Annotated in this window: 16 protein-coding genes; 4 read left to right on the top strand and 12 right to left on the bottom strand. The window is 61.4% G+C overall.

The window, feature by feature from the left end; translation table 11 throughout:
- Nucleotides 1-229 precede the first annotated feature (229 nt).
- Nucleotides 230-1,402, top strand: a complete 1,173-nt coding sequence (locus ACQZ5N_RS15090; protein ID WP_059761247.1) for a M20 aminoacylase family protein — start codon at nucleotides 230-232, stop codon at nucleotides 1,400-1,402.
- A 24-nt stretch (nucleotides 1,403-1,426) separates the two neighbouring features.
- Here the strand turns inward: ACQZ5N_RS15090 and ACQZ5N_RS15085 are convergent, their stop codons facing one another.
- Nucleotides 1,427-2,674 carry an MFS transporter gene (locus ACQZ5N_RS15085; RefSeq protein ID WP_425644945.1) on the bottom strand — a complete coding sequence of 416 codons (1,248 nt, stop codon included), beginning with the start codon at nucleotides 2,672-2,674 and terminating at the stop codon, nucleotides 1,427-1,429.
- Between the two features lie 92 nt (nucleotides 2,675-2,766).
- Here ACQZ5N_RS15085 and ACQZ5N_RS15080 point away from each other — a divergent pair, with 92 nt between their 5' ends.
- Nucleotides 2,767-3,690 carry a LysR family transcriptional regulator gene (locus ACQZ5N_RS15080; protein ID WP_425644947.1) on the top strand — a complete coding sequence of 308 codons (924 nt, stop codon included), beginning with the start codon at nucleotides 2,767-2,769 and terminating at the stop codon, nucleotides 3,688-3,690.
- 30 nt (nucleotides 3,691-3,720) lie between these two features.
- Here ACQZ5N_RS15080 and ACQZ5N_RS15075 read toward each other — a convergent pair whose 3' ends face one another.
- From ACQZ5N_RS15075 to ACQZ5N_RS15035, 9 genes are all read right to left on the bottom strand, one after another.
- On the bottom strand, nucleotides 3,721-5,511 hold the full coding sequence (locus ACQZ5N_RS15075; RefSeq protein ID WP_448733346.1) for an adenine deaminase: 1,791 nt from the start codon (nucleotides 5,509-5,511) through the stop codon (nucleotides 3,721-3,723).
- Nucleotides 5,508-6,428: a nucleoside hydrolase gene (locus tag ACQZ5N_RS15070; RefSeq protein WP_425644950.1), complete on the bottom strand. Its 921-nt coding sequence runs from the start codon at nucleotides 6,426-6,428 to the stop codon at nucleotides 5,508-5,510. Before ACQZ5N_RS15070 ends, ACQZ5N_RS15075 begins: the two co-directional genes overlap by 4 nt.
- Nucleotides 6,429-6,430: 2 nt before the next feature.
- A complete protein-coding gene (locus tag ACQZ5N_RS15065) occupies nucleotides 6,431-7,456 on the bottom strand; it encodes an ABC transporter ATP-binding protein (RefSeq protein ID WP_425644952.1) in 1,026 nt (341 codons plus the stop codon).
- Nucleotides 7,449-8,228, bottom strand: a complete 780-nt coding sequence (locus tag ACQZ5N_RS15060) for an ABC transporter permease (RefSeq protein WP_065655279.1) — start codon at nucleotides 8,226-8,228, stop codon at nucleotides 7,449-7,451. The genes ACQZ5N_RS15065 and ACQZ5N_RS15060 overlap by 8 nt, the downstream gene beginning before the upstream one ends.
- On the bottom strand, nucleotides 8,225-9,052 hold the full coding sequence (locus ACQZ5N_RS15055) for an ABC transporter permease (protein ID WP_425644954.1): 828 nt from the start codon (nucleotides 9,050-9,052) through the stop codon (nucleotides 8,225-8,227). The genes ACQZ5N_RS15060 and ACQZ5N_RS15055 overlap by 4 nt, the downstream gene beginning before the upstream one ends.
- 166 nt (nucleotides 9,053-9,218) lie before the next feature.
- Nucleotides 9,219-10,241, bottom strand: coding sequence for an ABC transporter substrate-binding protein (locus ACQZ5N_RS15050; RefSeq protein WP_003520909.1), 1,023 nt, complete (start codon nucleotides 10,239-10,241; stop codon nucleotides 9,219-9,221).
- Nucleotides 10,238-11,299 (bottom strand): LacI family DNA-binding transcriptional regulator, encoded by a 1,062-nt coding sequence (locus ACQZ5N_RS15045; RefSeq protein WP_080853609.1) that lies wholly within the window; start codon nucleotides 11,297-11,299, stop codon nucleotides 10,238-10,240. Before ACQZ5N_RS15045 ends, ACQZ5N_RS15050 begins: the two co-directional genes overlap by 4 nt.
- Before the next feature lie 148 nt (nucleotides 11,300-11,447).
- The gene (locus ACQZ5N_RS15040; protein WP_448733345.1) at nucleotides 11,448-12,080 is read right to left on the bottom strand and encodes a VOC family protein; all 633 of its coding nucleotides are present in this window, start codon (nucleotides 12,078-12,080) and stop codon (nucleotides 11,448-11,450) included.
- A 98-nt stretch (nucleotides 12,081-12,178) separates the two neighbouring features.
- On the bottom strand, nucleotides 12,179-13,102 hold the full coding sequence (locus ACQZ5N_RS15035; protein ID WP_174058699.1) for a LysR family transcriptional regulator: 924 nt from the start codon (nucleotides 13,100-13,102) through the stop codon (nucleotides 12,179-12,181).
- Between the two features lie 168 nt (nucleotides 13,103-13,270).
- On the opposite strand from ACQZ5N_RS15035, the gene ACQZ5N_RS15030 reads away from it, so the two are divergent.
- On the top strand, nucleotides 13,271-14,386 hold the full coding sequence (locus ACQZ5N_RS15030; RefSeq protein WP_245289702.1) for an acyl-CoA dehydrogenase: 1,116 nt from the start codon (nucleotides 13,271-13,273) through the stop codon (nucleotides 14,384-14,386).
- Nucleotides 14,387-14,703: 317 nt separating this feature from the next.
- On the opposite strand, the gene ACQZ5N_RS15025 is transcribed toward ACQZ5N_RS15030, so the two are convergent.
- Nucleotides 14,704-16,770, bottom strand: a complete 2,067-nt coding sequence (locus ACQZ5N_RS15025) for a TonB-dependent receptor (RefSeq protein ID WP_425644961.1) — start codon at nucleotides 16,768-16,770, stop codon at nucleotides 14,704-14,706.
- Nucleotides 16,771-17,068: 298 nt separating this feature from the next.
- On the opposite strand from ACQZ5N_RS15025, the gene ACQZ5N_RS15020 reads away from it, so the two are divergent.
- The gene (locus tag ACQZ5N_RS15020; RefSeq protein WP_425646553.1) at nucleotides 17,069-17,845 is read left to right on the top strand and encodes an IclR family transcriptional regulator; all 777 of its coding nucleotides are present in this window, start codon (nucleotides 17,069-17,071) and stop codon (nucleotides 17,843-17,845) included.
- Nucleotides 17,846-17,847: 2 nt separating this feature from the next.
- Here ACQZ5N_RS15020 and ACQZ5N_RS15015 read toward each other — a convergent pair whose 3' ends face one another.
- Nucleotides 17,848-19,149, bottom strand: a complete 1,302-nt coding sequence (locus ACQZ5N_RS15015; protein ID WP_174058690.1) for an NtaA/DmoA family FMN-dependent monooxygenase — start codon at nucleotides 19,147-19,149, stop codon at nucleotides 17,848-17,850.
- Nucleotides 19,150-19,333: the final 184 nt, after the last annotated feature.

Here is a 19,333-nt window from a genome sequence, read left to right as displayed (position 1 = left end):
TTAGCAACCACAGAGACGCTGCGGGTTCATTTCATTGGCTTTTTCCGCTAGGGTATTTCCGTTTTTCTCCGAAACACGGAAATACCCTAGCTCTTTGTTTTACGCATTTCCGAACGCAAAACCGCTACACACTTTTGCTGGAAATGCTCTAGAAGAGAAAAAAGCAACAGGCATTCGGATGAACCCACCTATGACGCGGGTTTTTCCCATATTCAAGGACAAGCTGCCCATGAGACTGCTGGACCGCATCGGCGAGGACCTGCCATTCCTGACGGAGCTTCGCCACGACCTGCACGCGCATCCCGAACTGGGCTTCGAAGAGGAAAGAACCAGCGCCATCGTCGCCGATCTTCTCGAGCGTGCCGGGCTGAAGGTGCATCGCGGTCTCGGCGGCACCGGCGTGGTCGCCACGCTGCAGGTGGGCAACGGCACCCGCAGCATCGGCCTGCGCGCCGACATGGATGCGCTTGCCATGCCGGAAGTGCCAGACCGGCCCTATAAATCGAAATTTCCCGGCAAGATGCATGCCTGCGGCCATGACGGCCACACCGCCATGCTGTTGGGCGCTGCGCGTTACCTTGCAAAGACCCGCGATTTTTCCGGCACCGTGCATTTCATTTTCCAGCCCGCCGAAGAAGGCCGCGGCGGCGCGAAAAAAATGGTGGAGGACGGGCTTTTCACCCTGTTTCCCTGCGATGCGGTCTATGGCCTGCATAATATGCCAGGGCTCGGCATCGACGAAATGGCGGTGGTGGAAGGCCCGCAGCTCGCCTCTTCCGACAGCTGGCGCGTGACGTTCAAAGGCATCGGCACCCACGGCGCCAAGCCGCATCTCGGCCGCGATCCGGTGACGGCGGCGGGCACCTTCCTCGCCTCGCTGCAAACCATCGTCGGCCGCGTCGTCGATCCGCTGCAACCCGCCGTGGTCAGCGCCTGTTCGGTGCAGGCGGGCGACCCGAAGGCGCTCAACGTCATTCCCGATCTCGTCGAAATCGGCGGCACGGCGCGTGCTTATGCGGCTGACGTGCGCGACCAGCTCGAAGCGGAAATCGGCAGGCTGGCAAAGGGCACGGCGGCGATGTTCGGCATCGAGGCGCATTACGAATTCATCCGCCGGATTCCACCCGTCATCAACGAGGCGGATGCAACGAAACGGGCGCTGCGCGCCGCAAGAACCGTCTTCGGCAACAGGACCCGCAACGCCTTCCCGCCCTCGACCGCCGGCGACGATTTCGCCTTCTTCGCTGGTGAAGCACCCGGCTGCTATGTCTGGCTGGGCAACGGCCCGGCGGTGGATGGCGCGCTGCACCACAATACCTCCTACGACTTCAACGATGCGGCCATCGTGCCGGGCGTGGCGTTCTGGGCGACGCTGGTGGAGCAAGAACTGGCGGCGGAGTGACGCCCCGCCCGGCGCGATGGCCGCTCAGGCGCGCCGCGCGCCCGGGCGAGCGAGGCTGGCTAAAATTCCGGCAAGCGCGCAGCCGGCGGTAATCGCCATGATGCCGGGCCAGCCGGCATGGATCCAGAACCAGCCGCCGACCCAGCCGGTGATGCTCGCTCCGCAATAATAAAACAGCAGATAAAGCGCGGAAGCATGGCTTTTAGCGGCGCCCGCATTGGCGCCCACTCCGCTGCTGGCAGCCGAATGCCCGATGAAAAATCCGATGGTTATCGCCGCAATCCCCGCCACGATGAGGATGATGCTTGAGGCGAATGTGAGCAGGATACCGGCAAGAATGGTGGAAAAGGCAACCACCAGCATGATCCGCCGGCTGAACCGGTCGACCAGCGCCCCGCCATAGGAGGACGCGACGATACCCAGGGCGAAGGTCAGAAAAATCATGCTGACGGCCGTGCGGCCCAATTCGTAAGGCGGCGCAACGAGGCGAAAGGCACAATAGTTGAAAACGGTGGTGAAAACGCTCGTCAGCATCGCGCCCAGAAAATAGAACCGCCGAAGTTCCGGGTTTCCAAGATGTTGCGCCCATATTCTCAGATGATTTTTAAGCGGCATGTGCTGCGGCCGGAAATTCCGCGAGGGCGGAAGCAGCAGCAGGAAGCCGATGGCCGCGAGGATGCAGACCACCCCCAGCGCATACATTGCCACCTGCCAGGAGGTATAGGCGGACACCAGCCCCATGCCGACACGTCCCGCCATGGAGCCGAAGGCCGTGCCGCCGACATAAAGCCCCATCGCCTTGCCGAGGCTGGAAGGTTCGATCTCCTCGGCAAGATAGGCCATGGCGACGGCCGGAACGCCGCCGAGCACGAAGCCTTCCAGCGCGCGGGCAGCAAGCAGCCATGCCCAGCCTTGCGTGCTTGCTGCGATGATATTGGCGATGGCGGCCAGCATCATCGAAACGAACATCAGATTTCGGCGGGTGAAGAGCTGGGCGAAGGCGCCGCTGAGAAGAATGGCGAAGGCAAGCGTTCCCGTCGTCAGCGACAAAGCGAGCGATGCGGTTGCAGGGTTGATGCCGAATTCCGCCGGAAATTCCGGCAAGAGCGGCTGTACGCAATAGATCAGCGAAAAGCTGGCGAAGCCCGCAAGGAAAAGCGCCCAGCTCGCCCGGCGAAACTGGCGGCTTCCCTGCCGTATCCAGAGCACATCCGGCGGCTCCTCCGTCATGACGATCGGCGGGGTGAAATCCTGTTTTTTGAGCTGGCGCATCGGGTTTGTCCTTTTCGCTCCCAGCTATAGCGCAGCTCCATCTTTCATTCTAATATATGGAAGGCGTTCCCATCATATCTGGATCTAATATCATGGAACTCAGGCACATCCGCTATTTTCTGGCCATCGCCAATGAAGGCAGTTTTACGCGGGCGGCAGAACATCTGGGAATCGCGCAGCCGCCGCTCAGCCAGCAGATAAAGGTTCTGGAACAGGAAATCGGCGTGCGGCTGTTCCGGCGTCTCGCGCATGGCGCGGAACTGACACCGGCGGGCCATGCCTTTCGTGCTGCGGTGGCCCATATTCCGCATCAGGTGGGCGAAGGTGTCCGGCTCGCACGCAGGGCGGCGGCCGGCGAAACCGGCATTCTCAGAATAGGCGTTACCGGCACGGCGGCGCTCAATCCTCTGGTTCCGGCCTGCATCCGCACCTACAGACGCCAATATCCCGACGTGGAACTTCAGGTGATGGAGGCAGCAGCCCTGGCGTTGACGCCGGCTCTCCTCGAAGATCGGCTGGACGTGGCGCTTTTGCGCCCTTCTCAATCCGATCCCGATACATTGCTCGAGGAAGTGCTCACAGACGAACCGCTTCTGGTCGCCCTGCCGGCATCCCATCCGCTCTCGCGGCGCGGCACCGCCATAGACCTGATGGAATTGCGCGACGACCCGTTCATTCTGACGCCACGCAACGTCGGCACCAGCCTTCACGATGCATCGATAAAAGCCTGCCAGGAGGCCGGTTTCACGCCGCGCCTCGGGCCGGCGGCACCGCAAATCGCCTCGATATTGTCGCTGGTCGCGGCCGAACTCGGGGTTTCCCTCCTTCCGGAATCCGTCGCGCAGGTCAAAATGCAGAACATCGTCCTATTACCCTCCAGCGGCCCGCCACCGCGGCTTTCCATATCGCTCGCCTATCGGCGCGGAACGACATCGCCGGTGGTGAAGAATTTCGTGTTGGCGGCGCGCATTGCCGCGCGCGAAACACAGACGCCTGATGTGCCCGGGGTCGAATAAACCGCAGCCCGCGGATGCGGGCCGCCGCTATTAGAGAACAGCGATCACCGGGCTTTCCATCACCTTGCCCGTCAACACATCGGCAATGCCCATATCCGTCTGGTGCGGGCCGATATTGCAGGCGAGCGTGGCGCCGAAGCAGGCCTTGAAGACGAGATAGGGCGGCTGCCATTCCACCACCCTGCCGACGGCTTCGCGCAATTCTTCGAAGGCCCTTGCCACGTCTTCAAGCGGGGCATCGGAAACGAGGCCGGAGAGTGGGAGCGAAAGCAGCGCGGTCACCCTGCCTTCGGAAGCGACAGCCATGCCGCCGCCTGCCTTTATCACCGCATTGGCGGCGAGCGCCATGTCGTCTTCATTGCCGCCGAAGACAGTGAGGTTGTGGCTGTCATGCGAGACGGTGGTGGCGAAGGCGCCGTTCCAGTTTCCCCAGCCGGTGAGAAAGCCGGTTCTGGTGATCGGCTCGGCCTTGCCGTGGCGATGGGTGACGGAAATCATCGTCGCACCTTCGGGCGGAACGACAAAACCATCCTTCACCTCGGCTTCAGCCTCGCCCCATTGCGTGAAGCGCGGGCGGTCGATGGTGGCGAGGCGCACCTTCGCGCCTTCGCAGGCAACCCGGAAATCATCGGCTGCGCGCAGCGGCAGCTTCATCGAGCCTTCGAGCGCCGTCGCATCGCAGGCCGGAACGTCGACGAGCATATGCCCGCCTTCCGCAACCGCCCTGCCCGAGGCAAGAACGTGGCGGGCGGCAAAACCGCTCAGATCCTCAAAGACGACGATATCGGCGCGGCGGCCGGCGGCGATGAGGCCGAGATCGGCACGGCCGAGCCTTTGCGCGGCATTGAGCGTTGCGGCGCGCAGCGCCCATTCGGGCTTCAGGCCATAACGGACAAGCCGGCGCACCACATCGTCAAGCCCACCGCCCTGCAGCAGGTCATCCGGGAACACGTCGTCAGTGCAGAGCGTCACCGTCTGCGGCAGATGGCCGAGCGTATTCAGCGCTTCCACGAATTCCGGCAGCAGGTGATCGTGCGAGCCGCGCAGCTCGATGGTCAGCCCTGCCCGCAGTTTCGCCATCAGGTCTTCGCCCGAGACCAACTCGTGATCGGAAGAAACGCCCGCCGCCATGAAAGCGTTGAGATCGGCGCCCTTCAGGCCGCGTGCATGGCCGCAGACCAGCTTTTCCGAGGCAAGCCCGGCCTGCACGATACCGCTCATGCGCGGATCGCGCTCGATGACACCGCGCATATTCATGATTTCCGCAACGCCGCCAACCTGAGGCCATGACAGGATATCGGCAAGAATGGCAGCGTCGAAATCCGCCCCACCGCGCTCCAGCCCGGGTGCGGAAGGCACGCAGGAAGGCGCGAGCAGAATGGCGCGCAAGGGCAGGTTTTCGATGGATTTCGCCGCCCAGCGCACCCCTTCCACACCATGCACATTGCCGAATTCATGGGGGTCCCAGACGATGGTGGTGACGCCACGGGCAACCACCGCCGCCGCATAGGCGGCCGGTGTGACCATCGAGCTTTCGATATGCATATGTGTGTCGATGAGGCCGGGCGAGACATAGGCGCCTGCCGCATCGATGATCCGTGCAGCGTCGCTGCGGCTTGCCCGCTCGTGCACGCTGGCGATCAGAGCGCCGACGATGCCGATATCGGCGGCGCGAAGCTCTCCCGTCACCACATCCACCAATGTTCCACCGGTGATGAGGACATCGAAAGGCGCATCGCCGCGTGCGGCGGCGACCGCGCGGCTGCGCAGCGCATCATCGGTGAGATCGGCAGGCTCGCGTGTCGGAAAGTTCGCGCTCATCGGGCGGCCTCCCGGCGCAGCGCCTCGAGAATTGCCGTCTTCGCACCCTCGGCATCCACCGTTTCGGCGAAATGCGCGTTGAAGGCTTTCGCTTTCTGAGCGCGCGTCTCGACCACAGTTCGCCCACGCGTCAGCGTCGCCTGAAGCTCGACATCGATCCGCGCATGACGCCAACCGATGAGACCTGAGGTAAAGGCGACGGCGGCCACGGGATCATAAAGCGCCATGGCGGCTCTGCCACGGCTGGTGGCGATGCCGATGAAACCTTCCAGCAGATCGGCAATCAGCCCGGCGTTTTTACCACCGGCATTGCGGATCGGCAGCACATCGGCCGGCGAGGCGGTGACTTTGCGGCAGGCATCCAGATCGACCATGCGCAACGGCAGGCCGTGGGAGAGCACGATGGCCAGCGCTTCCGGATCGGCAAAGGCGTTGAATTCGGCCGAGGCCGTGTGGTTGCCGCTGGTCACGCCGCCACCCATCCAGGTCAGATCGGAAATTCTGGCGGCAAGATCGGGCCGGGCAAGGCACAGCGCGGCAATATTGGTGAGCGGTCCGAGTGCGAGAATGCGCTTCTCGCCGGCCCCCTCCAGCCAGTTGCAGAGCGCGGCAAAGGCATCGCTGTTCGGCACAGCCAGCGCATCCGGCAGGCTTTGGCCGACGGTCGGAATGCCGTTATCGCCCAGAATGCATTGCGCGGTTTCGAGCGCACCCAGCACCGGCACGGCGCGGCCCTGATGAATCGGCATCGACCAGCCGAAGGCGGCAACGGCACCCGCCGCATTGCAGCAGACCGCCTGAAGCGTTGTGTTGCCGAAGACCAGCGAAATGCCGTCAATGGCAAGGCCCGACGATTGCACCACCATGATGGCGGCGATGTCGTCAAAGCCCATATCGGTATCGATCCACACACCCATGGTCAGTTGAACACCTTGAGGCTTGCCGCCTTTTCGACCGGCAGGTCGAAGGCGAGCGTATCGCCGATTGCGTGGGAGGTCAGGGCAGCGTCCGTTTCCGCCTTGATGGGGCCGAGCGGCGTATCGAGCAGATATTCGCGGCTGTTGCCGGCAAAGGATGTGCCGCGCACGGTTCCCTGGAAAGGACCTGAACCGAGGGTGACCATGCGCGGCCGCCAGGCCAGTCCGGATGCTGAAAGGACTGGTCCGGGAAGCGGTGTCGTGCCGTTTGCGGTTTTCAACGCGCCGCCTTCCAGCGCGAAGATGTTTTCGAAACCGACGAAATCCGCCACGAAGGACGAAACCGGCGCGTTGTAGATATCTTCCGGCGTGCCGATCTGCTCAATCTTGCCGCCCTTCATGACGACAATGCGGTCGGCGAGCGCCAGGGCCTCGATCTGGTCATGGGTGACGAAGATCATCGTCACGCCGGTCTCCTTCTGCACGCGCTGCAATTCGGTGCGCATTTCGAGCCTGAGACGCGCATCGAGGTTGGAGAGCGGCTCATCGAGCAAGAGCACCTTCGGTTCCATGACCATGGAGCGCGCCAGCGCCACGCGCTGCTGCTGGCCGCCTGATAGTTCCGCCGGCTTGCGCGAGGCGAAGCTGGACAAGCCCACCGATTTCAGGCCGGAGGCGACCTTGTCTTCCAGCGCCTTGCCGCTCATGCCCTTGAGCTTCAGGCCGAAGGCGACGTTTTCATAGACCGTCAGATGCGGGAAGAGCGCATAGGACTGGAACACCAGCCCGACGGCGCGCTTGTTCGCGGCCACCCGGGTAATGTCTGCGTCATCGAGATCGATGCGTCCGCCGGCCACCGGCATCAGACCCGCAATGGCGCGCATCGTCGTGGTCTTGCCGCAGCCGGAAGGCCCAAGAAGCGCGAGCAGCTCGCCCTTGCGGATATCGAGATCGAGATCCTTGACGGCGACATTGCCACCATAGGCGAGCGAGACTTTTTGGAGCGAAAGGTAGTTTGCGTCAGACATAACGGGAGAACCCCAGAAAACGTTCGGCCATGAAGACGATGCCGATGGAAAGGAAGGCGAGCAGCGAGGAGAGTGCGGCCACGGAAGGATCGAAGACGATTTCCATGTAGCCCAGCATGTCGATGGGCAGCGTGCGAACGCCGGGCCCCGACAGGAACAGCGATACCGGCACCTGGTTGAAGCTCGTCACGAAACCGAGAATGAAGGCTGAGAGAATGCCACCGCGAATATTCGGCAGCACCACTCGGAAAAACGCCCCGACCCGCGACGAGCCAAGCAGCACCGCCGCCTCCTCGATATCAGAACGCAGATTGTTGAGGCTGGCCGACACCACCCGCACGGCATAGGGCAGAATGAGCGCGGTGTGGGCGAGAAACAAAGCAAGCGTGATGCCGATGCCGAAGGGCACGACGAAATAACGCAGCAGCGCGAGACCCACAATGATGCCGGGCACGATGATCGGCGCCGAAACGATGGTGCGCACCGTCTCGGCAAAAGGCAGCTTGTAGCGCGACATGGCGTAAGAAGCGGGAATGCCGAGGATGAGCGCCGCAAACGTGCCGCCGATGGCGAGGAACATCGACATGGCAAAGCTTTCGCGGAAGCTCTCGACCGTGAAGACCTTGGCGATCCATTTCAGCGAAAAACCCTGCGGCGGAAAGGCGAGCGTATCGCCGGCCGAAAACGAGGCCGCGACGATGATGAGGAACGGCCCGATCAGGAAACCGACGACAAGCAGAAGCGTGAGCGGAATGAAGAGCTGCCGGGTCATTTCTTGTTCCTTGCGGTGGCGATGCGCTTCAGCAGGATATTGGCGGCAAAGCTCATGACGATCAGGATGAAGGCGATGACGCTGGCGGAGACGAAATTGTTGGAAACCGTCACCTGCTGGTAAAGCAGGGTTTCCAGCATCAGCACCTTCGAGCCGCCGAGAATCGCGGGCGTGATATAGGCCGTCAGCGAACCGGTAAAGACCAACGTGCCGCCGACGACCAGCCCTTCCTTGGTGAGCGGCAGGATGACCTTCCAGAACACTTGAAACCAGCTTGCTCCGAGAACGCGCGCGGCGGCGATGGTATCCTTCGGCATATTCTCCAGCGCGCTGATGAGGGAGATGATCATCAGCGGCAGAAACAATTGCAGAAGACCGATGAAGACGGCCGTTTCGGAAAACAGGATGCGTATCGGCGCGTCACTCAGCCCGACCGCCTGCAGCGCCTGGTTGACGATACCGGTTCTGCCCAGAATGACGATCCAGGCATAGGTGCGGGCGACGGGCGAAATCATCAGCGGCAGCACGACCAGATTGACGACGTGCCCCTTCGCCCCCTGCGACAGGTTGACGATGGCGAAGGCCGCCGCATAGCCCACCACCGCCGAGACGATGGTGACAAGCGCGCCGAGCTTCAGGGTGCGCAGGAAAACCGTCTGGTTCAGCGGATCGGTGAAGAAATCGGCGTAAGCCGACAATGTCCATCCATCGGCGGTGCGAAAGCCCTCCGACAGCAGGATGAAGACCGGCACAAGAAAGACCGCCGCCGCGAAAATTGCGGCGGGCAAGGCAAGCGCCAGCGCTTCGGCCCGGTTCTGAAACATGGGTTTATTCCCTGAACGGCCTGAGGGCCGGTTGTTACGGCAGCCGGACGCACCGGCCTGCGAAATTGGAAGGTGGAAAAGCGGTCAGGGGACGACCGAACCGCTTTTCCGGGAATGGAGCCGCCCTGACGGACGTTTAGGTGCCCCATTCCAAACGGTGAAGGACTTACTGACCGACCTTGGAGTTCCACTCTGACAGCCACTTGTCGCGGTTATCGAGCGTCACGTCCGAAGGGATGAGCTGCAGGCTTTTTGCGGTTTCATCGCCATAGGTGATGTTGTTCGCCACCTCGTCGGAAACCTTGACTTCCCTGTTGGTCGGGCTGTCCACCAGCTTTTCGGCCAGCGCCTTCTGAACGTCGGTCGAGAGCCAGAAATCCATGAACTGCAATGCCAGATCTTCGTTCTTCGTGCCCTTCGGCACCACGAGCACATTCATGCCGCCGGTCTGGCCTTCCTTGGGTGTTGCCCAGGCAAGCGGCAGGTCAAGCTTGGTGAAAGGCGCCCAGGAGAAGCGGCCGATGGGCGCTGCCCAGATTTCTTCCTGCTGCATGAGCTGTACGAGCTGCGAGGATTTGACGTAGAAAGTGACGATGTCGTCCTTCTTTTCGCCCACGGCCTCGATGGCGCCGGAAAGATCGGGCGTATCCTTGCCGATGGCCTTGCCGAGCATATAAAGCGCCGGCGGGCCCTGATTGGTGGTGACATTCGGGAAGGCGACGTGATCGACAATGCCGTCCTTCAAAAGATCGGCCCAGCTGTCGATCTTCATCTTGTCGGTGCGGTAAACGATGGAGGTGGCGTAGAAATTGACGCCGACGCTCATGCCGTCGCCATTCGGATCCTTGGCGATGTCATAGAGCTTTTCGATATTCGGAACCTTGGAAGCGTCGATCTTCTGGATCAGGTCCTTGCGGGTGGCCGACAGCGCATCCGCCATGGAAACGATGGCGAGATCGACCACCGGATTGGCCTTGTTGGCCTCCATCTTGGCCAGACGCTCGACGCTGTTGCCGGTCTCGACGACCAGCTTGCAGCCGCATTGCTTTTCGAACGGCGTATAGACCAGTTCCTTGAATTCGTCCTGCGCGAAGGCATAGACCGAGATCGTCAGCGTCTTGTCCTGCGCCTGCGCGGCGCCCATCGTCAGCATCAGGGCGGCGCCCGATGCAAGAATGATTTTTTTCATGGTGTGAGTTCTCCTGCTGTCGTTTTTTTGGCTTCAATCGCATCATGCTTTGCCTTGCCGGTGGAGCCGCGCATGATCAGCGCCATCGGTACTTTCGAGATGTCCGCCGTCACATCGACGGCGACGCCGTTTTCGCCCGCCCCGTCGATTGCGCGCAGCAGCGCGCCGACGGCGAGATCGGCGATACGGCCCATATCCATGCGCATGGTCGTCAAGGGCGGGGTGACCACGGCGGAAAAGATGAGATCGTCGAAGCCGGTGACACTGGCCTCTTCCGGCACCTCGATGCCCTCGCGCTGCAATTCTGTGAGCACGCGCAGCGCATGCAGATCGGATACGGCGGCAAAGGCGGTGAAACCTTCGGCAACCTTTTCTGCAAGACCAAGCCGGCAACCCGCGCCGCCCGCCTGTTCAATGGCGTCCACCCAGAGCGTCTGCGTCACGCATGCCTTACCAAGACCATCGCGAATGCCGCCGAGACGGTCGTTCTGCACGTTGGAATCGCGGTTCTTGCCCACCAGCACCACCTTGCGATGGCCAAGCCCCGCCAGATATTCGCCCACCTGCCGGCCGCCATCCCAATGGTCGGCGGCGACCGTGTTGCCGGGCGTCGAGGGGCTGTCGATCACCGCGACGGGACAATCGACATCGGCAATGCGCGTGCCGCGGCGGGGAACGATGACCATGCCATCCACACCGCGCTCGATCAGCCGGTTGATCGCATCCGTCTGCATGGCGATCTCGCCGCGCGAGTCGGCGATCAGCACGCCGTAACCGGCAGTGACGGCCGCCTTTTCGATGGCCTGCGCGATCTGCGGAAAGAGAGGATTGGCAATATCCGGCAGTACCAGCCCCAGAACCCCGCTTCTGCCGGTGCGCAGCGCCCTGCCCGCCGAACTCGGCACATAGCCCAGCTCGCTTGCGGTCTTGCGGATGCGCTCCACCAGCTCCGGCGAAACGCGGCCCTTGCCCGACAGCGCATTGGACACGGTTGCCGCCGACACGCCGAGTGCCGCTGCTATCGCGCTCAGATTGGTGGCAGGCCGTGACGACGCCATGATGGTCCGGAAGGGCTGATTAAACGTTTAATCACGATAATCGAGCAAGGCCGCCCTGTCGAGTCCGGCGGTGACAAAAATCAGGGCTATCCCCGGAAACCGGAAAGATTGTAGCCGGGAGCGCCAAGCGGCTACCGGCCGGATGGGATCATTGCTGCGGCCTGACCTGCGACATGATTGCCAAAATGCCACCATCCGGGTCCTTGAAAAAGGCCATCCACTCCTCGGTTCCATCGCCATGACGATGAATGAGATGCGGAGGACTTTTAAATTCGACGTTGCGTGACAACAGCCCTTCATAAGCGGCGCCGATATCATCCACCCTGAAATAGATGACCGCATTTGTCGGCCTTCGCCCATCGACCGAAAGGAAGAGGCGCGTGCCGCCGCAATCGAAAAACGCCAGATCGCCGAATGTATAGAGATGGGTTAGCCCGAGCACATCCCGATACCATGCCTCGGCCGCAGGCAGATCGCTGACGGAACGGGAGATCTGGCCAATGGCGCCGAGCGCGATATTTTTATTCATCGGGTTCCCCTGTTTTCCCAAGGCGCTGTCGACCGGCACGGCGAACCAGCGCAAAAGCATTTTCCTGTTCTCGAGACCAAGCTTCCCGAGCGCATTGGCGATGTGAAACTTGACGGCATAAAGGCTGATGCCGCGGCGGCTGGCGATCTTTCGGTTCGTCATGCCGTGCTGGGCGGCATGAACGGTCCGCCATTCAGCGGGCGTCAGAATATCCTCATGCGCAGGCCGGCCGCGCTTCCTTTTTGGTTTCATGACCGATTTCATAGCCCGGCTTGCCGCGATTTTCCCTCCCCCTGCCGGCATTTATCGCCGCGAGGGTCAGCATCCGTTAAACCGTCTCTGCCACGGCTTTATGAAAGGGGCGCATTACGGGCGGCATGATAGGCCTCAACCTGCCGCACCAGCCAGTCACGAAACAGCACGACCGGCACGTGATTGGCGCGCGAAAGCGGCGCCACGGCATAATAGGAGCTGGGGCTTCTGGCCTGATGATCGAAGGCCTTTACCAGTTGCTTCGATTTCAGTTCGTTATCGATCAGGAAAAGCGGCATCAGCGCCACGCCGAGCCCGGCGATGCAGGCCTGCGCCACGCTGGAAAATTGCTCGAAGCGCATGCCCTGCGGCAAGGCGAGCGACAGGCCGAGGCTTTCGAACCAGTGACCCCATGCGCCCGGCCGCGAGGCCATGTGCAGCAGCGGCAGGGCGGCGATATCCTCTCCCTTTTCCACGGGATGGGCGCTGAGGAATTGCGGGCTACACACCGGCGCGACCATTTCATGCATCAGAAAGGTGCTTTCCGCCCCCGGCCAGTCGGCCTGACCGATATGGATCGCCATATCGAGCTGCTCGCGCTCAAAATCGAATTGCCCGATGCGGGTGGCGAAATTGATGGTGATTTCGGGGTGGTTCGCCACGAAATCCGGGATACGCGGCAGAAGCCAGCGGGTGCCGAAGGTGGGCAGCATGGCGAGGTTCAGCGTATTGCCATGCGTTTTGGTCATGATCTGCAGCGACGCGGAGCGTATCTCGCCAAGGGCGGAGGCAATCGATTTTGCATAGGCGCGGCCCTCTGTCGTCAGCGCCACGCCGCGTGCGCCGCGTTCGAACAGGCGCACGCCAAGCTGTTCTTCCAGTGACATAACCTGCCGGCTGATCGCCCCCTGCGTCAGGGCGAGCTCATCGGCGGCCGCGGAAAAGCTGCCGAGCCGGGCCACGGAATCGAAGGCGGCGAGCGCACTGGTGGAGGGCAGGAGTTTGCGGCTGAGAGATGTCATGAGCCATTACTATATGTAATGCAAAAATGAGTAAACATGGCTTGTGCCGACTGGCTCGAATACCAATAGTCCGGCCAGCAAATCCGGAGGCATCACGTGAGCGAACACGCAGCATTCAATTGGCAGGACCCTTTTCTGCTCGAAGACCAACTGAACGACGACGAGCGGATGATCCGCGACGCCGCCGCCGCCTTCGGCAAATCGGAACTCTTGCCGCGTGTCTCCGAGGCCTATCTCTCCGAAACAACCGAACCGGAACTGTTTCGCCTGATGGGCCGCACCGGCCTGCTCGGCGTCACCCTGCCGGAAGAATATGGCGCGGCCAATGCCAGCTATGTGGCTTACGGCCTCGTCGCCCGCGAGGTAGAGCGGATCGACAGCGGTTACCGCTCGATGATGAGCGTGCAGTCCTCGCTCGTCATCCATCCGATCTTCGCCTATGGCTCGGACGAGCAGAAGAAGAAATACCTGCCCGGCCTCGTCTCTGGCGAGTTGATCGGCTGTTTCGGCCTCACCGAGCCGGATGCCGGTTCCGATCCCGGCGGCATGAAGACCCGCGCTGAAAAGATCGCCGGCGGCTATCGCCTGCGCGGTTCGAAAATGTGGATTTCCAATGCGCCAATCGCCGATGTCTTCGTCGTCTGGGCGAAATCGGAAGCCCATGACAACCAGATCAGGGGCTTCGTACTGGAAAAGGGCATGAAGGGCCTCTCCGCTCCCAAGATCGGCGGCAAGCTGTCGCTGCGCGCCTCCATCACCGGCGAGATCGTTCTGGACGGTGTGGAAGTGGGCGAAGACGCGCTGCTGCCCAATGTTTCCGGCCTTAAAGGCCCGTTCGGCTGCCTCAACCGCGCCCGTTACGGCATTTCCTGGGGTGTCATGGGTGCGGCGGAAGATTGCTGGTTCCGCGCCCGGCAATATGGTCTCGACCGCAAGCAGTTCGGCAAGCCGCTCGCCGGCATGCAGCTTTACCAGAAGAAGCTCGCCGACATGCAGACCGAAATCGCGCTCGGCCTTCAGGCATCGCTCCGCGTCGGCCAACTGATGGACGACCATAAGATGGCGCCGGAAATGATCTCCATCATCAAGCGCAACAATTGCGGCAAAGCGCTGGATATCGCCCGCCAGGCCCGCGACATGCATGGCGGCAACGGCATCCAGATCGAATATCACGTCATGCGCCACGCCCAGAACCTCGAGACGGTCAACACCTATGAGGGCACGCACGACGTCCACGCGCTGATCCTCGGCCGGGCGCAGACGGGCATTCAGGCATTTTTCTGAGGCTTATGGACCGGAGCGGGGACGGCGTCGGTCATAGTAAACGGCGACATTTCTTCTCACCGTCATTCCGGCCTTGAGCCGGAATCCAGCCGACGCGCGTCCGCGTGGCGGGAAGACTCCTTTCAGCCCAAGGACTTGGGCTGGCTGGATTCCGGCTCAAGGCCGGAATGACGGAGGGAGAGTGCATAACGCCCCGGCAAATGTGAGCCGGCCCTCTGCGGCAAGCTCAAATCGTATCATCGGGAACAGTCCCCTGAAACAGAAAGGCCTTCGAAGATCGCTTCGAAGGCCTTTTGCTTTTCAAATCCGGCAATCGCTCAGAACGTGCCGCGAATACCGACGCCAAACATGCGCGGTTCGGTCATGCTCGCCTCGATGCCGCCAATGCCACGGTTTTCCTTCATCAGCGTCGGTGCGCGCTCATCGAAGACGTTCTTGACGTAGGCGTAGAATTCAAGCTCCTCCTGGAACTTGTAGCTCGCCCGCACATCCGCGATCGTATAGGGATCGATTGCATAAACGGCCTTGTTATCCGTATCCGAATAATAACCGTCGAGATGGCGCACCTGCCCCGAAACGGTGAATTTATCAGTCACGTCCCAGCTAGCGCCGACGGTGAAGCTGTAACCCGGCGACTTGGCGAATTCCTTGCCGACATAGGCGGCATTGCTGGAAATCTCGTCGATTTTCGTCTTCAGCAGACCGGCGCTGGCCTTCAGTGTCAGATTGTCGAGGACCTGATAATCCACGCCGATTTCCAGACCGTAGGCATGGGCCTCCTCGGCATTGACGGTGTAGGATTCGCTGATGCCCGTGGAGACAACGACCGGTACGTTAAACTGGGCGTTCTTCATGTCCATGTAGAACAGGTTGCCGTTTACCGTCAGCGTATCGTCCAGCAGGCTGGCGCGGGTGAACAGCTCGTAGTTCCAGATGGTTTCCTTGTCGAAGGTGCGCCATTTGCTGGTCGTCAGGTCGAATGCGACGCCGCCGGGATTGTAACCGCGGCTGATCAGACCGCCCACCGTCCAGTCGTCATTGATGGCGTAGGCCAGCGACGCCTTGGGCAGGATTTCCGAGAAGGTTTCGTCATAATTGACCGAGCTTCTGGAGGTCGCGCTCAATGTGCGATAACCGTTGCGCTGAATCTGGTCCTGCTGGTAGCGCAGGCCGCCGGTCAGGGTCCATTGATCGGTCAGGCGATAGCTCAACTCGCTGAAAAGACCGAGATTGTCCTTGGTATCGTTGAAACGCGAGGTTCCACGCAGATAAAGCACCTCGTCGGCTTTCGTATGTGCGTAATAAATACCCGCGACACCGCTCAGCACGTCTTCCTGATCACCGAAGGTCACGCGTGTTTCATGGGACGTGTTCTTCAGGTCGATATCGGCATCACCCGTATTCGCAATGCCGACCCGGCGCTTGGCGATGGACGAGGAGAACTGCGTCTGGTTGAACAGTTTCACGCCGTTTTCGAAATCGTAGTTGATGTCGAGAATGCCGGTATTGGTGTACTGGCTGAAATTCGGCATCGTCGTGGTGACGTGGTTGAGATCCTCGAAGGGGCGCGACGCCGCTTCCTGGCTCGGCCGGTTAGAGGCGTTGTAGGAATAGGTCAGCTTGGTCGAGAGGCCGGGAATTTCCGACGGTTCCCACAGAAGCTTGAAGCGACCGTTGAATTCCTTGAAGTTCTGGTCCGTTCCCTCATGGGCGAAGGCGGAATTGATGTAGTCGATGAAGGTATCGCGGCCGGAATAATCGATCGCCATGCGTGCCGCCAGCTCATCCTCGATCAGCGGACCGGAAAAGGCGAAGGAACCGCGCTTCTGGTGATAATTGCCGATTTCCGCCTGATAGCTGGCTTCGGGCGTAAAGGTCGGGTCCTTGGTGTTGACGAGGATCGCGCCGGCAATGGCGTTGGCGCCCTGCGAGGTGGTCTGCGGGCCGCGGAACACCTCGATGCTTTCGACATCCCAGATGGAGCTCGCGCCATAGATGAACTCGTTATAACCGAGATAATGGCCGTCGACATTGATCGTCGCGCGCGGCACCGTGCCGGTGAAGAAGGCGATGGAGCCGGTATTCGGTCCCTGCGTATCCTGTCCGCGAATGATCGGGGCGCTGACATTGTCGGTGTAAACGACGTTCGGAATATCCTTGATCGCTTCCGATACGGTCGGGTCGCCGGTCTTTTCTTTCTTGATTTTATCCCCGGATATGACCGAAACGGACGACGCCGTGTTCTTCATGTCGCGCGCCACTTTTTCACCGGTCACGACGATCGGCTTCAGGACGGTGGTGCCCGCCGTCGCCGCCTGCTGATCCTGACCGAGAACCGGCGTCACAAACAATGTCGCCAGCGTCAGAGCGCTGACCCCGCTCATCAAACGACCGTTAGAGCTAAACCCCATCACACACCCCTAATAAACATGAGTATTAAAGTCATATTCAAGTAACGGAAGCGTTATCCGTTTCGCAATAGAGAATGCGTTCTGTATTGCGGACAAAAAGGCTTCCGTAACGGGATGTGCCATATTTACAACAAAGTTTACCGACCGCCGCTTGCTCACCCGCAGCGTTTCGAAAGGGAACAGCATAGTTCCGTCCGCAGAAATCGATTCCGATTTCCGGCCCGATGCGTTAGGCATGCTCAACAAAACGGGGGGAACGCGCTTGAACGCCATGGATGACGATTCGGACAATCTGCCGGAAAACGAGGGCGAAAAGCGCTCGGCCCTCATTCAGTCGGTATCGATCGCGGCGCGTTTCCTCAATCTTCTCGCCAGATCGGACAGCGCGCTGGCACTTGGCGAACTGGCCAAACGCGCCGGCACCGGCCGCTCCACCGCGCATCGCTACATGCAAAGCCTCGTGCGGGAGGGGCTGGTGATACAGGACCCCGCAAGCGGCAGTTACGATCTCGGACCCGCGGCGCTCGGAATAGGCATCAGCGCGCTCAGGCGAATCAATCCGGTCGAAACCGCCGGCCGCCAGATGAATGCGCTTGCCTCCAGGATCGGCGCCAGCTGCGGCGTGGCGATCTGGACCGAACGCGGCCCGACCGTGGTGCGGTGGGCGAGAAGCGCCAGCTTTTCCATCAGCACCGTGGCGCTCGGCGATGTTCTGCCGCTGGACAACAGCGCCTGCGGGCTGGTTTTTCAGGCCTACCTGCCGCCGGACAGGATAACCGCCGTGCGCAGGCTGCAACCGGCCGCCTTTCGCGGCTCCCGTCCCGATGCCGGCATTCTGGAAACCATCCGCGAAGCGGGTGGCGCGGAACTCAACGAACATCTGTTCTCCGCCCTGACCGGCAAGGCGGCGCCGGTTTTCGACGCCCAGGGCGAACTCTGTTGTGTCGTCACCACCGTATCCTTCGTTGCCACCGCCGAGACCGAACGGCATTTTTCCCGACTGATCGAAGCCGCCGGACAGGCGACGGCCGAATCCGGCGGCGCATAAGCCTATTCGGCCAGATGCTCCGCAAAGGTGCGGCCGGAATAGGCCGTGCGGAAAAGCCCGGCATCGGCGAGCTTCGGCAACAGCCGCTCCAGCACCAGCCGCATGGACGCCACCGAACCGCCGGGCACCGCGACGAAACCGTCGATCGCACCGGCAGCCGCCCATTCGCGGATGGCCTCAAGGGCATCTTCAACGGTGCCGATGATCTGCCAATGGCCCGACCCCATCACTTCCGGACGTCGCAATAATTCCGCAACACTCAGCGTCTCCCGCTCGATCAGCCGGCGCAGCAGGCCGGCATGGGTGCGGCTTCTCGGTGTCTCCGGCGGCGGCGGCAGGTCGGAGGCGGTAACGATCCGCGTGAGCGGCCAGTCCGTGAGATCAAGACCCGTCATATCGCGAATGGAGGCAAAGGCGCGGGCGCGGTTGGCGCGGGCATGGGTCTCCGCGAAGAGTTCCAGCGCCTCCCTGCCGGTCTCCGCGAGATAGAGGCTGAGGCCCGGCATCAGCTTCACGCCGTCGGGGTTGCGGCCGTGGCCCTCGGCACGCCGCCGCAAATCCGCCCTGAGTTCGATGGCCGCCTGCATATCCGGCGTCGAGGCAAAGACAGCATCGGCCACCGACGAGGCGAAATCACGGCCCTCGGGAGAGGCGCCCGCCTGCACCAGCGGAATGCGGCTGGCATGGGACGGCAGGTTGAGCGGGCCTTTGACGCTGAAGTGCCTGCCCTCATGCGCCACCGGATGCACCAGTGAGGAATCGGCGAACCGCCCGCTTTCCCGGTCGAGTTTGAGAGCTTCATTCGGAAAACTCGACCATAGCGCCTTCACCACCTGCGTGAATTCGGCGGCGCGCTCGTAACGCTCCTGCGGCGAAGGCATCTCTTTCAGGCCGAAATTTTCGTGCCCCTCAAGCGCCGTGACGATATTCCACCCCGCCCTGCCATTGCTCAGCCAGTTCAGCGACTGGATCTGGCGGGCCACCACATAGGGCGGCAGAAATGTGGTCGAAACGGTGGACAACAGCCCGACATGGCTGGTTTCCCGCGCAATGGCCGCAAGAAGCATGGTCGGGTCCATGCTGGCAAATCCGCCGCCGGTCTCCAGCCCCTCGGTGCGCAGAAAAAGCGTATCCGGCCGAAACACGAAATCCACATGCGCGGCTTCCGCACGCTGCGCCAGATCGACAAAATAATCGCTGGAAAACACCCCGTTTATATCGCTGTCCGCGCGCCGCCATGCCTCGCCGCTGAGCCAGGTTGGGGCCAGCGACATGCCGACATGAAGCTTGGCTGCGACTGACATGATGCACCTCGACTGAAATAACCGGCAAGAAATCCGCACGTTGAATCGGCAAATTTCGATTTGTGGAGAGTTTTACTATAGTTTAGTGTCGCTTCAAGACCACACCGTCGCGCCTGCCGGAAAGAAATGCTTTTTCCACGGGTTCGATATTTAAATTCAAATACTTATAACGACCGTGCGGCGT

The sequence above is a fragment of the Agrobacterium sp. 22-221-1 genome, assembly GCF_053522445.1.
The sequence above is the reverse complement of the archived record's forward strand: the minus strand, read 5'-3'. Positions and strand labels throughout refer to the sequence as shown.